Source organism: Rhizobium sp. BR 249 (assembly GCF_047445895.1).
Taxonomy (GTDB): Bacteria; Pseudomonadota; Alphaproteobacteria; order Rhizobiales; family Rhizobiaceae; genus Rhizobium.
Genome location: NZ_JARWKX010000012.1, coordinates 76,337 through 89,023, shown reverse-complemented (window position 1 = coordinate 89,023; position 12,687 = coordinate 76,337). Strand labels below are relative to the sequence as shown.

Sequence of the window (12,687 nt, the reverse complement as noted above, 5' to 3'; positions counted from 1 at the left end):
CATGGCATCGATCGATATCCAGAATATCCGCAAAGCCTATGGCCACGTGCAGGTGCTGCACGACGTCGATTTGAAGATCCGGGACGGCGAATTCGTCGTGCTCGTCGGCCCCTCCGGCTGCGGCAAGTCCACGCTCTTGCGCATGATCGCCGGGCTGGAGGACGTCACCGGCGGCGAGATCCGCATTGCGGGCGCCAGAGTGAACGAGCTGCACCCTAGGGATCGCGACATTGCCATGGTGTTCCAGTCCTATGCGCTCTATCCGCATATGAACGTCGCCGGCAATATGAGCTACAGCCTGAAGCTCCGGAAGACGGCGAAGGAGAAGATCGCCAGCGCAGTGGCGGCGGCCGCCGCCAAACTCGGCCTCGATCCGTTGCTCGAACGGCGGCCGAAGGCACTTTCCGGCGGCCAGCGCCAGCGCGTCGCCATGGGCCGCGCCATCGTGCGCCAGCCGAAGGCCTTCCTCTTCGACGAGCCGCTGTCCAACCTCGACGCGCGCTTGCGCGAACAGATGCGCGCCGAGATCAAGAAGCTGCACGGCGATCTGAAGGCGACCTCGATCTACGTGACCCATGACCAGATCGAGGCGATGACGCTGGCCGACCGGATCGTCGCCATGCATGGCGGCGTGGTCCAGCAGGTCGGCAGTCCGCTGGAACTCTACGATCGCCCCGCCAATCTCTTCGTCGCCGGCTTCATCGGCTCGCCGGGCATGAATTTCCTCGACGCGATCTATGACGCCGGCGGGGTGCGGCTGAAGGACGGAACGATCGTGCCGCTGGCAAGGCCGCTTGCTCTCTCCGACGGGGCGAAGGTGACGCTCGGCATTCGGCCCGAGCATGTGCTGATGACGAATGACGGGGCGGGTCTTGCAACGGATGTGGAACTCATCGAACCCACGGGCTTCGGCATTATCCTGCACCTTGCCCTGCATGGCCTGCCTTTCAAGATCTTCACGCTGAACCGCGAGGCGCTGAAGGCCGGCCCGAAGGTCAATGTGGCTTTCCCGCCGCAATATCTGCATGTGTTCGATGCCGAGGGAAAACGCGTCGACTGAGCGGTGAAACCTCACGCTTGGCGCGCGGAAAAGTCTTTTGCCGTATCGCCCGCGAGGGCTATATCGTCAGATGACCCTGCTGGATTGGATTGACATGACCGACACTGTTCTCGACCGCTTTCTCCGCTATGTCGTGATCGACACGCAATCCGATCCATCCTCGTCGGCGCAGCCGACGACCGAAAAGCAGAAGGATCTCGGCCGGGTGCTGGTCGACGAGCTGCTGAAGATCGGCCTTTCCGACGCGCATCTCGATGAGCATGGCTATGTCTATGCGACCATCCCGGCCAATAGCGATAAGCCGGTTCCGGTCATCTGTTTCTGCTCGCATATGGATACGGCGCCGGATTTCAGCGGCACCGATGTCAAGCCGCAGATCGTCAGCAATTATGCGGGTGGGGATATCCAGCTTGTCGGCGACACCAGCCGGGTAATTCGTGTTTCCGAACATCCCGAGCTGAAAAACCAGATCGGCAACGATATCGTCACCACCGACGGAACGACATTGCTCGGCGCCGACGACAAGGCCGGACTGGCGGAAATCATGACGGCCGCCGCGATCCTCGTCGGCAATCCCTCCATCCGGCACGGGACGGTCAAGATCCTGTTCACGCCTGACGAAGAAGTCGGGCGCGGCGTCAACAAGGTCGACCTGAAGAAGCTCGGCGCCGACTTCGCCTATACGATGGACGGCGAAACATCAGGCCATATCGAGGACGAAACCTTCTCGGCGGACGGCGTCGAAATCAGCATATCCGGCGTGGCGATTCATCCGGGCTTTGCCAAGGACCGCATGGAAAACGCCATCAAGATCGCAGGCGCCATCATCGACCGCTTGCCGAGGGATATCGCGCCCGAGACCACGGAGGGCAAACAGGGCTTCATCCATCCGGTCGGCGTGACCGGCTCGATGGAGAAAGCGTCCTTGAGCCTGATCATCCGTGATTTCACGGAAAAGGGGCTCGCTGAAAAGGAAGCCATGCTCGAAGCGATCGTCAAGGAAGTGATGTCAGCCTATCCCGGCTCGACCTATCAGTTCCAGGTGAAGGAGCAGTATCGCAACATGAAGGTGGTGCTCGACCGCCATCCGGAGATCGTCGACAACGCCATCGAAGCCGTGCGGCGGGCCGGCATGACGCCGGTGCGCGGCAGCATTCGCGGCGGCACCGATGGCTCGCGCCTCTCCTTCATGGGCCTGCCGTGCCCGAACATCTTCGCCGGCGGCCACGCTTTCCACTCGCCGCTGGAATGGGTCAGCCGCCAGGATATGGAAAAGGCAGTTCAGACGATCGTGGAACTCGCAAGGGTCTGGGAAGAGCGCGCTTAAGTCGCGCTCATTTCACTCAAACTGAAACGGCGTTAGCCGCCGTTCCTCGGGATAGCCCCGCGCAGCATCACGCTGTCATAGGCGGGGCGTGGCGTCGGGATCGCGATCGGCATGCCGGGTTCGGGCTCGATCGAGGTTTCCGGCGCGGTCACTGGCGCCGTGATCGGCATCGGCATGGGATTGGCGACGGGCGCAACATGCGCCGTGGGCATCGTATTCACCGTGGACACCGTGCTCGCCGTCGCCATGACATCAGGCGCCGGGAGGGGAACGGGAACCGCCGAGGGGATCAGTGCCTCGAATTGCGGGGGCAGCATGGTTTCGCCCGGCACATAATTCATCGCCACCTCATAGGACGGCAGCGGAGGCGGGGTTTGAAGCATGCCGTTGGGATCGCGCTTCTCGTAAAAGGCGTTGCCGCCGGCGACCGTGACATAATGCATGTTGTTGTAAGGGAATTTCAGTCCTTCGGTGTGGAAGAACATCGCATCCTTCACGGCAGGATGGCGTGCGCCTTTCAAGAGGATCGCATCGGCCGCCGTGGTCAGCTGTGTTTCGGCTTGCGGCTTGACTTCGCGCGTCATCACGCCGGGCGCAAACTGCCGTTCCTGGGCGACGACGCCGCAGATCGACGGAGGATAGGCGCCTGAGGTCAGCCGGTTCATGACGACGGTTCCGACGGCCATGTAGCCGTCCTCGTCGGAATGCTGCGATTCGAAATACATCGCGCGCTTCAGGCAGTCGCGATCCTTGGCCGTATAATTGAACGTGACTTTCGCGGGTTGAACCTGCGTCGTCTTGGTCTTCGCCGCCGTTGCCGCCGGCTTCTGTGTTGTGGTGCAGCTTGCGGCTGCCAGTCCTACGAACAAAATCCCGATCAGGGATTTTCCAAAGGAAATCTCCGCCCTCAACGCCAGGTGCCTCCTATCGGATTAGTCCAGCCCTTTATGATTAACGTGAAAATCTTTTACTCGTCATATGATACAAATACAAACAACTTGTGATCACAAAAAGCCTGAAGGACTCTCGCCGAATACGATTCCGGCGACAATCCCCTGTTTCCCACTCCTGATCAGCCGCGAAACAGCTTCCAGCGGGTTGGTTTGAACGCCACCCGGTTGCGGTCGAGCCGATCGGCCTCGCTCGGCGGCAGCTCGATTTCGATATGCGGGCGGTCATTGCCGATATCGAGTTCGATATGGCGGGTGCCCGCCACGCGGCGGCTGGAAACCGGATGGCCGGCAATACAGTTCTCAGCTGATTCGCAAAGCCTGACGTCATGCGGGCGGAAATAGAGCTGAGCTGCGCCATCCGGCTCGCCGGCGGCATTCAGACCGAGCGAGCGGCCGTCGAAGCGGATGTCGCCATCCGATATCTCGACCTGCAGGCAATTCGACTGGCCGATAAAGCCAAAGACGAAGGGAGAATTCGGGTTGTCGTAGACCTCGTCAGGCGTGCCGACCTGTTCGATCGCGCCCTGGCTCATGACGACGACGCGGTCGGCTAGCTCCAGCGCCTCATCCTGGTCGTGGGTGACGAAGACGGTTGTATGACCGGTGCGGTCATGGATCTCGCGCAGCCATTTGCGCAGGTCCTTGCGCACCTGGGCATCGAGCGCGCCGAAGGGTTCGTCGAGCAGCAGCACATTCGGCTCGACCGCCATGGCGCGGGCGAGCGCCACGCGCTGGCGCTGGCCGCCGGAAAGCTGCGCGGGATAACGCTTCTCCAGGCCGGAAAGCTGCACGAGCTCGAGCAGTTCCAGCGCCCGCCGGCGAATGTCGGCCTTGGGAGGCCGCCGCGCGCCCTTTCTGACCTTCAGGCCGAAGGAGACGTTGTCGAGCACTGTCATATAACGAAAGAGGGCATAATGCTGGAAGACGAAACCGATGTTGCGCTGCTGCACTGTCTTCTTGGAGGCATCCTCGTCGCCGAAGAAGATCTGTCCCTCCGTCGGGCTTTCCAGGCCGGCGATCAGACGCAGCAATGTCGTCTTGCCGGAGCCCGAAGGGCCGAGCAGTGCGATCAGCTCGCCGGAGCGGATGCCGAGCGAGACATCGTGCAGTGCCGGAAAACGATCGAATTCCTTGCGGATGTTTTGAACGCGTACTTCCATTCCAAATCCTTCAGTGCCGCCGGCTGGCGGAGATTTCCGCGCTGTAGCGCATTTCCAGCAGCGTCTTCAAAACAAGAGTCACCAGCGCGAGCAAGGCCAAAAGCGTGGCGACGGCAAAAGCGCCGGTGAAATTATACTCGTTGTAGAGAATTTCGACCTGCAGCGGCATGGTATTCGTCTGGCCGCGGATGTGACCGGAGACGACCGACACGGCGCCGAATTCGCCCATGGCGCGGGCGTTGCAGAGCAGCACGCCATAGAGCAGGCCCCATTTGATGTTCGGCAGCGTCACGTACCAGAAGGTCTGCCAGCCGCTGGCGCCGAGCGAAAGGGCTGCCTCCTCGTCCGCCGTTCCCTGTTCCTGCATCAGCGGGATCAGTTCGCGGGCGACGAAGGGGAAGGTGACGAACATGGTTGCGAGCACCAGCCCCGGTACGGCGAACAGGATCTTGATGTCGTTGGCGCTGAGCCAGTGACCGAGCCATGTATTGGCGCCGAACAGAAGCACGAAGACCAGGCCCGATATGACAGGCGAAACCGAGAAAGGCAGGTCGATCAGCGTCGTCAGAAACGCTTTGCCCTTGAACTCGAATTTGGCGATCGCCCAGGCGGCGGCGACCCCGAAGACGAGATTGAGCGGCACGCTGATGCCGGCGACGATCAGTGTCAGACGGATCGCCGAGAAGGTTTCCACGTCGCCGAGCGCTTCGATGAAGGGGCCGGCGCCCTTGCGGAAGGCTTCGACGAAGACGGCGGTCAGCGGCAGCAGCAGGATCAGCAGCAGAAAGACGAGCGAGAGGATGATCAGGCTGTAGCGTGCGATCCGGTTTTCGGTGGTCACCGAACGCAGCTTGACTGGTTGAGCAGTCGTATCAAGCGCCATAGCCGTACCTCCGCCTGCTCCAGCTCTGGATGAGATTGATGACGAGCAGCATCGCAAACGAGATGATCAGCATGATCGCCGCGATGCCCGTCGCTGCCGCATAGTTATACTCTTCGAGTTTGATGACGATCAGCAGCGGTGCGATCTCCGATTTGAACGGCAGGTTGCCGGCGATGAAGATGACCGAGCCGTATTCGCCGACGCCGCGGGCAAAGGCGAGCGCGAAGCCGGTGAGCACGGCGGGCGCCAGTCCTGGCAGCAGCACGCGGGAAATCGTCTGGAAGCGGTTGGCGCCGAGCGTTGCCGCAGCCTCTTCCACTTCCTTGTCGATTTCCTCCATCACGGGCTGCACGGTGCGCACCACGAAGGGCAGGCCGACGAAGATCAGCGCCACGACGATGCCCGCCGGCGTGAAGGCGATCTTGATGCCGAGCGGCGTCAGGAACTGGCCGATCCAGCCGTTCGGCGCGTAGAGCGTCGTCAGCGCGATGCCGGCAACGGCGGTCGGCAGCGCGAAGGGCAGGTCGACCATGGCATCGATGATGCGCTTGCCGGGGAAACGGTAACGCACCAGCACCCAGGCGAGGATGATGCCGAAGACGACATTGACGATCGCGGCGATGAAGGCGCTGCCGAAGCTGATGCGCAGCGCGTTCAACGTGCGCGGATCGACCGCGATCGACCAGAATTTCTCCCAGCCGAGCGCGCTCGACCGGACGGCAAGGCCCGAGAGCGGGATGAGGATCAGAAGGGTGAGCCAGGTCAAGGTAAGGCCGAGCGCCATTCCGAAACCCGGAATGACGCTCGGCCGCTTGAACCGCCACCGCATGGGGCTATGTGCTTTCATGAAGTCTATTATTGTGCTGGCTTGTAGATTTGGTCAAATACTCCGCCGTCGCCGAAGAATTTCGGCTGGGCTTCCTTCCAGCCGCCGAAGTCGTCGATGGTGGCGAGCGTCAGCTTCGGAAAGCGGGCGATATCGGCCGGATCGGCAGCTTCCGGCTTGATCGGCCGGTAATAGTGCTTGGCGGCGATCTTCTGGCCTTCATCCGAATAGAGATAGTTGAGATAGGCTTCGGCGACCTTGCGCGTGCCCTTCTTGTCGACGTTGCCGTCGACCACGGCGACCGGCGGGTCGGCACGGATGGAGAAGCTCGGCGTCACGATCTCGAACTGGTCGGGACCGAGTTCCTCGAGCGAAAGATAGGCTTCGTTTTCCCAGGCGAGCAGCACGTCGCCGAGGCCGCGCTGGACGAAGGTGGTCGTGGCGCCGCGCGCGCCGGTGTCGAGAACGGGAACGTGCTGGAGCAGCTTGGCGACATAGTCCTGCGCCTTTGCGTCGTCACCGCCATTCGCCTGCTTGGCCCATGCCCAGGCGGCCAGGAAGTTCCAGCGGGCGCCGCCCGATGTCTTCGGGTTCGGGGTGATGACCTGCACGTCGTCCTTGATCAGGTCGCCCCAATCCTTGATGCCCTTGGGGTTGCCCTTGCGGACCAGGAAGACGATCGTCGAGGTGTAGGGCGTCGAATTGTTCGGGAGCTTGCTCTTCCAGTCGGCCGGGATCTTGCCGGTCGCCTTGGCGATGGCGTCGATGTCGCCTTCGAGTGCAAGTGTGACGACATCGGCGTCGAGGCCGTCGATGACGGAGCGCGCCTGGGCGCCGGAACCGCCATGCGAGGCCTGGATCGTGACGGCTTCGCCATTGTCCTTCTGCCACTTGGCAGCAAAGGCAACATTGAAATCCTTGTACAATTCGCGGGTCGGATCATAGGAAACGTTGAGCAGCGTCTGATCCGCGAACGCAGGAGCAATGCTCCCGATCGCGAAGCTGCCTGCCATGACCGCAGCCGCGAGGAGCCGGGTGAGCCTTTGTGTCTGCATGGGAACCCTCCTGTTTTCTGCCTTAACTCTATCAAGTCAGTCGTATAATGAAACGAAGGTTCTTCCGGTTCCGGCCGAGTGGTTAGAATGTCATTCCATTTAGAAGGCTATTTCGGAATGAGCTTGCCGGAGTTGGCCGCGGCCAATTGTTGCCTCTTGCCCGCCCGCGCCAGCCCCGTGTTTTTTTGGCCACAGTTCCTCCACGAAAAGGACATGGTGGCGCTGATTTTTGCCCGGATTTTGCCGCGATGTCACTTGCGCATTCCTATATGGCGCCGGTGCGGCCGTCATTAGCCGGTCGCTACGCGGGGGCATCCTTGAAATGCGCCTCGCATTCCAAACCTGTCAAAGGCCATTGAAAAATGAATATCAAGACTATCCTTTTTGCTTCCGTTGCCGCCCTTGCCGCGGCATCCGGAGCCCGCGCTGCCGACGCCATCGTGGCGGCGGAACCCGAGCCCGTGGAATATGTTCGCGTTTGCGACGCCTACGGGACCGGCTATTTTTATATTCCGGGAACGGAAACATGCCTTTCGATCGGCGGTTACATCCGCACCGAAGTGCGCTTCGGTGACAATATCGCTGGCGATTCCGACGTAAACTTCTGGACTCGCGGTCAGGTCACCTTCCAGGCCAAGAACGACACCGAATACGGCACGCTCACCGGCGTCATCACGCTGCGTTACAATGCCGACAGCGCCTCCGACCAGGAAGCGCTGCTTGACGAAGGCTACATCGACATCGCCGGGTTCCGCGTCGGTAAGCTGTACAGCTGGTGGGACGACGACATGAGCGGCGAGACCGATACGCTCGCCAGCAACGAGACCACCCACAACTCGATCCGTTATCAGTACGAGAATGGTGCCTTCGCGGCCGGCCTCTCGATCGACGAGCTGGAAGACGACTACGCCACCAAGCCGGGCGAAGGCCCGAATAACTTCGGTGTCGCAGGCCAGGTCTCCTACAAGGCCGGCGCCATCAGCGCTTACCTGCTCGCCGGTTACGACACCGACACCAGCGAAGTCGCCGTCCGCGGTATCGTCTATGCCGACATCGGTCCGGGCACGCTCGGCATCGCCGGCGTGTGGGCAAGCGGCGCCAACTACTACTACGAAGAGTCCGAATGGACGATCGCAGCGGAATACGCCCTGAAGATCAACGAAAAGTGGTCGGTCACCCCCGGCTTCCAGTACTTCGAAAACATCGCGCTCGAAGCTGACGGTAACGGCTTCACCGGTGGCAGCGCCTATACGACGGGTGTGACGATCGACTACCGCATCGTCGATGACCTCAGAACCAAGCTCAGCGTGCAGTATCACGATGAGGATGAAGGCGACGACGAAGTCTTCGGCTTCCTGCGCTTCCAGCGCGATTTCTAGGATCGTTGCAGACGAGTGGGCGCGGCTTCGGGCCGCGCCTTTTTCATGCCCGTGAATCGGCGATGAAATCGGAATAGAATTCGTCGGCCGTCCTTGCCTTGCGCATGGCGGCAAGCACGCCGTCCGATTGCAGCCGCCGCGCGATGGCGGACAGCACGTTCAGATATTCGCCGCGGTTGTTTTCCCCGAAGAGCAGCACGAAGGCGATGTCGGTCGGGATATCGTCGATCGCCTCGAAATCCAGCGGCTGGGTGAAGCGGATGAGAAGACCGCGCGGGCTGGTCATGCCCTCGATTGCCGCATGCGGGATGGCGATGCCGTTGCCGATACCGGTGGAGCCGAGCTTCTCTCGCGCTTCGAGCGCCTTCAGGATGATCTGTCCGTCGACGGAGAAAGCCTTGGCGGCCTTGTCTGCTATGGTTTGCAGCGCGCGCCATTTCGTCGGCGCCGACACGCCGATGAAAGTGTGCTCCGGCCGGATGATATTGGGAAGGTTCATGTCATTCTCGATGCTGTTGGGCTCGATGCCGTTGGGCTCGATGCTGTTCGGGCTCGATACTGTACGGGCAGCGGGAGGGAAGGGATCAATCCGGTTCCCTGAGCCGGTAGCCGACGCCGGTCTCGGTGGTGATATAGTGCGGCTGGTCCGGAATCTGCTCGACCTTTTGCCGCAGTTGCCTGATGTAGACGCGCAAATACTGCACGTCGGCGGCCGGTCCCCATATCTGCTTGAGAAGAAACTGGTGCGTCAGCACCTTGCCGGCATGCTGGGCGAGTACGCGCAGGATGTCATATTCCTTCGGCGACAGTTTTATTTCCTTGCCGTCGATCCTGACGATGCGCTTAACGAGATCGATCGACAGGCCGCCGGTCTGGAAAACTGCCTTTTCCCCTTGCTGCTGCAGGCGATGGCGCAGCGCCACGCGGATGCGGGCGCCGAGTTCGTTGATGCCGAAGGGCTTGGTGACGTAGTCGTCGGCGCCGCTCTCCAGCGCCTTGACGATACCGGCCTCGTCGGTGCGGCTGGAGAGGATGACGACGGGCATGGAGAGCCCCTCGTCGCGCCATTCCTGCAGCAGGTCATGGCCCGGTTTGTCGGGCAGGCCGAGGTCGAGCACGACGAGGTCGGGCATGTCGTCGGCGACCGACTGGCGGGCGCCGGCGGCGTTCGGCGCTTCCTGCACCTCGTAGCCCTGCGCGGTCAGGCCGACGCGAAGCAGCTTGCGGATCGGAGGCTCGTCGTCGACGACGAGGATTTTGACGGCTGAACCGGTCATTTGAGTTCATCCAGTTTTGGAATGTCGGTGGGTTTCGGCAGGCGGATGGTGAAGACGGCGCCCGGGCGGCCCGTCCGGTTGCCGGCGGCGATCGTGCCGCCCATCGCCTCGATGAAGCCGCGGCAGATGGAAAGGCCGAGACCGGTGCCGGCGCGCACCTGATCGCCCTTGCGCACGCGGTAGAAAGTGTCGAAGACGCGGGTGAGATCGGCGGGCGGGATGCCGGGCCCCTCGTCCGAGATCTGCACGACGACCTGGTCGGCATCGGCCCAGCCGCCGATCTGGATCACCGATCCCTCGGGCGCGTATTTCGCGGCATTGTCGAGCAGGTTGAAGATCACCTGCTCGAACAGGACGGGATCGACGCGGACCATCGGCAGGTCGGCGGGGATATTCATCTGCGTCTTGTGACGCTCGAGGATCTTGGCGGCGCGGGCCAAGGCGCTGCCGACGATATCGCCGGCATAGTGCAGCGCTGAGTTCGGCTCCATCGCGCCGGATTCGATCTTGGTCATGTCGAGCAGATTGGCGATGAAGCGGTTCAGCCGCTCCGATTCGTCGACGACCGTGGAGAGCAGGTCGGCGCGATCTTCCTCGGGCATGGAGACGAAATAGTCGCGCAGCGTGCCGGCGGCGCCGAGGATGGCGGCAAGCGGCGTCTTCAGGTCATGCGAGATCGAGGTGAGCAGGGCCGAGCGCAGCCGGTCGGCTTCCGCCGCAAGCCTGGCCCGATCGACATCGGCGACGAGCTGGACGCGTTCGATGGCAAGGGCCGCCTGGTCGGCCAGCGCGTCGAGCAGGCGCTGCTGTTCAGGCGTCAGCAACGGCCCGTCGCGTCGGTCGCTGTCGAGGCCGATGACGCCGACGGCGGTGCGCCCGGTTCTAAGCGGTACATAGAGCCGCTTGGCGCCGGGCAAGGTGTCGGCGCCGCGTCCGGCGGCGTGATTGTGCTCCCAGGCCCAGCGCGCGGCGGCGATGTCGGCATCGTCGAGCGTATCGTCGGGCGGATAGCCCGCCTTGACGGCGATGCTGCCTTCCTCCGGCAGCAGCAGCACGACGCGGACCTTCAGCATCGAGGCAAGCTGGAAGGCGGTTGCCCAGAGCACGTCGTCGAGCGTGCCGGTGCCGGCGAGCTTCTTCGAGAAGAGATAGAGATCCTCGGTCGTGCGCGCCCGCTGGCGGGCTGCTGCGGCCTGGCGCTGTACCGTGGCGGTCAGGTTGCTGGCGATGATGGCGACGCCGAGGAAGAAAAAGAGGGCGAGTACGCTTTCCGGATCGCTGATCGTCAGCGTGTAGCGCGGCGGCAGGAAAAAGAAGTTGAAGGACAGCGCGCTGAGGATGCAGCTGAAGAGCGCCGGTCTCAGGCCATGGATGACGGCGGAGGTCAGCACCGCCATCAGGAAGACGAGCGCGAGGTTGCGCACGTCGAGCACCTGGTCGAGCACGACGCTGACGCCGAGCGCGATGGCGACATAGGCGGTCGCCAGCAGATAGGCCCAGAAATCTATCTGCGGCGCGATGGCGGCGGCTCTGACGCCGCGCGCGGTGGTCCCGTCCTTTTCGTTGCCCGATATGACGTGGACGCTGATCTCGCCGGTCTTGCGGATCAGTTCATCGGTGATCGAGCGGCTCCACCAGTCGCGCCATGTCGGCTTCTTCGGAGCGCCGATGACGATATGGGTGACGTTGTTGGCGGCGGCGTGGCGGACGAGTTCCTCAGCGACTTCGCGGCCGGGAATGGTGATCGCCTCGCCGCCGAGCTGTTCGGCAAGCCGCAGCGTCGCGGCGACACTGTCGCGCTCCGTTTCCGTCAAGTTGATCGAGCGATTGGTCTCGATATAGACCGCGGCCCAGGGTGCGCGCAGCCGCGACGCCATGCGGGAGGCGTAGCGCACCAGCGAAGCGGAACGCGGGTGATGGTCGACCGAGACGAGCACCCTCTCGCCCGCCGCCCAGGGGCCGGAGATGGCATGGGCCTGCATATGGGTGAGCAGCTGGTCGTCGACGCGCTGGGCGGTTTTGCGCAGCGCCAGTTCTCTCAGCGCCGTCAAGTTGCCGGGCGTGAAATAGTTGGTCAGCGCCCGCTCGGCGGTGCGGGGCATATAGACCTTGCCGTCATGCAGACGCTTGATGAGATCGTCCGGCGTCAGGTCGATGATCTCGACATCGTCGGCAAGGTCGATGATCGAGTCCGGCACCGTCTCGCGCACGCGGATGCGGGTGATCTGCGAGACGACGTCGTTCAGGCTCTCGACATGCTGGATATTCAGCGTCGTATAGACGTCGATGCCGCGATCGAGCAGCTCCTTGACGTCGAGATAGCGCTTGGGGTGGCGGCTGCCTTCGGCATTGGTATGAGCGAGTTCGTCGACCAGCACGAGATCGGGCCGGCGGGCGAGGATGCCGTCGAGATCCATTTCTTCGAGCGTCTGGCCGCGATAGGCGACCTTCACGCGCGGAATGATCTCGAAGCCGGCCAGCAGCGCCTCGGTCTCCTTGCGGCCGTGGGTCTCGACGACGCCGATGACGACATCGAGACCGTCGGCGATCTTGGCGCGGCCGGAGATCAGCATCTCGTATGTCTTGCCGACGCCGGGGGCGGCGCCGAGGAAGATCTTCAGACGGCCGCGTGTTTCCGCCCGGGCTTTTTCAAGAAGCGCATCGGGCGAGGGCCTGCCGGCCTGGTCGCGATTGTCGTCTGGCATACGTGTGGTCTTTCCTATCGGGGAGGCTTGCTCCCCTTCCCTCATCCCTGTGCTCGTCACAG

11 protein-coding genes are annotated in these 12,687 nt (G+C 62.5%); 3 read left to right on the top strand and 8 right to left on the bottom strand.

The genetic code is table 11. The annotated features are described in order from the left end of the window. Position 1: 1 nt before the first annotated feature. Positions 2 to 1,060, top strand: a complete 1,059-nt coding sequence (locus tag QD408_RS13485; protein WP_414139640.1) for an ABC transporter ATP-binding protein — start codon at positions 2 to 4, stop codon at positions 1,058 to 1,060. A 94-nt stretch (positions 1,061 to 1,154) separates the two neighbouring features. Continuing rightward, positions 1,155 to 2,387: a peptidase T gene (gene pepT / locus QD408_RS13480; protein WP_414139639.1), complete on the top strand. Its 1,233-nt coding sequence runs from the start codon at positions 1,155 to 1,157 to the stop codon at positions 2,385 to 2,387. Positions 2,388 to 2,419: 32 nt separating this feature from the next. On the opposite strand, the gene QD408_RS13475 is transcribed toward pepT, so the two are convergent. From QD408_RS13475 to QD408_RS13455, 5 genes are all read right to left on the bottom strand, one after another. Then, a complete protein-coding gene (locus QD408_RS13475; protein WP_414139638.1) occupies positions 2,420 to 3,298 on the bottom strand; it encodes a cell wall hydrolase in 879 nt (292 codons plus the stop codon). 161 nt (positions 3,299 to 3,459) lie between these two features. Continuing rightward, positions 3,460 to 4,500, bottom strand: coding sequence for a sulfate/molybdate ABC transporter ATP-binding protein (locus QD408_RS13470; protein ID WP_414139637.1), 1,041 nt, complete (start codon positions 4,498 to 4,500; stop codon positions 3,460 to 3,462). Positions 4,501 to 4,510: 10 nt separating this feature from the next. Next, entirely contained in the window at positions 4,511 to 5,383 is an 873-nt protein-coding gene (gene cysW, locus QD408_RS13465) for a sulfate ABC transporter permease subunit CysW (RefSeq protein ID WP_088683735.1), read from the bottom strand. Continuing rightward, complete coding sequence (cysT, locus tag QD408_RS13460; RefSeq protein ID WP_414139636.1) at positions 5,373 to 6,230, bottom strand: sulfate ABC transporter permease subunit CysT; 858 nt, start codon at positions 6,228 to 6,230, stop codon at positions 5,373 to 5,375. The genes cysW and cysT overlap by 11 nt, the downstream gene beginning before the upstream one ends. An 8-nt stretch (positions 6,231 to 6,238) precedes the next feature. Beyond that, on the bottom strand, positions 6,239 to 7,264 hold the full coding sequence (locus QD408_RS13455; RefSeq protein ID WP_414139635.1) for a sulfate ABC transporter substrate-binding protein: 1,026 nt from the start codon (positions 7,262 to 7,264) through the stop codon (positions 6,239 to 6,241). Positions 7,265 to 7,626: 362 nt separating this feature from the next. Between QD408_RS13455 and QD408_RS13450 the strand changes: the two genes are divergently transcribed. After that, positions 7,627 to 8,643 carry a porin gene (locus QD408_RS13450; protein WP_088683732.1) on the top strand — a complete coding sequence of 339 codons (1,017 nt, stop codon included), beginning with the start codon at positions 7,627 to 7,629 and terminating at the stop codon, positions 8,641 to 8,643. A 43-nt stretch (positions 8,644 to 8,686) separates the two neighbouring features. Here QD408_RS13450 and QD408_RS13445 read toward each other — a convergent pair whose 3' ends face one another. The 3 genes from QD408_RS13445 to QD408_RS13435 form a co-directional block, all read right to left on the bottom strand. Further along, complete coding sequence (locus QD408_RS13445) at positions 8,687 to 9,142, bottom strand: PTS sugar transporter subunit IIA (protein WP_414139634.1); 456 nt, start codon at positions 9,140 to 9,142, stop codon at positions 8,687 to 8,689. Positions 9,143 to 9,227: 85 nt separating this feature from the next. Further along, the gene (locus QD408_RS13440; protein ID WP_088683730.1) at positions 9,228 to 9,920 is read right to left on the bottom strand and encodes a response regulator transcription factor; all 693 of its coding nucleotides are present in this window, start codon (positions 9,918 to 9,920) and stop codon (positions 9,228 to 9,230) included. Continuing rightward, positions 9,917 to 12,625, bottom strand: a complete 2,709-nt coding sequence (locus tag QD408_RS13435; RefSeq protein WP_414139633.1) for a DUF4118 domain-containing protein — start codon at positions 12,623 to 12,625, stop codon at positions 9,917 to 9,919. Before QD408_RS13435 ends, QD408_RS13440 begins: the two co-directional genes overlap by 4 nt. Positions 12,626 to 12,687: the final 62 nt, after the last annotated feature.

What these genes read in the sequence shown, in the direction of transcription:
- QD408_RS13485 (WP_414139640.1), top strand. Translation starts at nt 2, where the DNA reads ATGGCATCGATCGATATCCAGAATATCCGCAAAGCCTATGGCCACGTG.
- pepT (WP_414139639.1), top strand. Translation starts at nt 1,155, where the DNA reads ATGACCGACACTGTTCTCGACCGCTTTCTCCGCTATGTCGTGATCGAC.
- QD408_RS13470 (WP_414139637.1), bottom strand. Translation starts at nt 4,500, where the DNA reads ATGGAAGTACGCGTTCAAAACATCCGCAAGGAATTCGATCGTTTTCCG.
- cysW (WP_088683735.1), bottom strand. Translation starts at nt 5,383, where the DNA reads ATGGCGCTTGATACGACTGCTCAACCAGTCAAGCTGCGTTCGGTGACC.
- cysT (WP_414139636.1), bottom strand. Translation starts at nt 6,230, where the DNA reads ATGAAAGCACATAGCCCCATGCGGTGGCGGTTCAAGCGGCCGAGCGTC.
- QD408_RS13455 (WP_414139635.1), bottom strand. Translation starts at nt 7,264, where the DNA reads ATGCAGACACAAAGGCTCACCCGGCTCCTCGCGGCTGCGGTCATGGCA.
- QD408_RS13450 (WP_088683732.1), top strand. Translation starts at nt 7,627, where the DNA reads ATGAATATCAAGACTATCCTTTTTGCTTCCGTTGCCGCCCTTGCCGCG.
- QD408_RS13445 (WP_414139634.1), bottom strand. Translation starts at nt 9,142, where the DNA reads ATGAACCTTCCCAATATCATCCGGCCGGAGCACACTTTCATCGGCGTG.
- QD408_RS13440 (WP_088683730.1), bottom strand. Translation starts at nt 9,920, where the DNA reads ATGACCGGTTCAGCCGTCAAAATCCTCGTCGTCGACGACGAGCCTCCG.
- QD408_RS13435 (WP_414139633.1), bottom strand. Translation starts at nt 12,625, where the DNA reads ATGCCAGACGACAATCGCGACCAGGCCGGCAGGCCCTCGCCCGATGCG.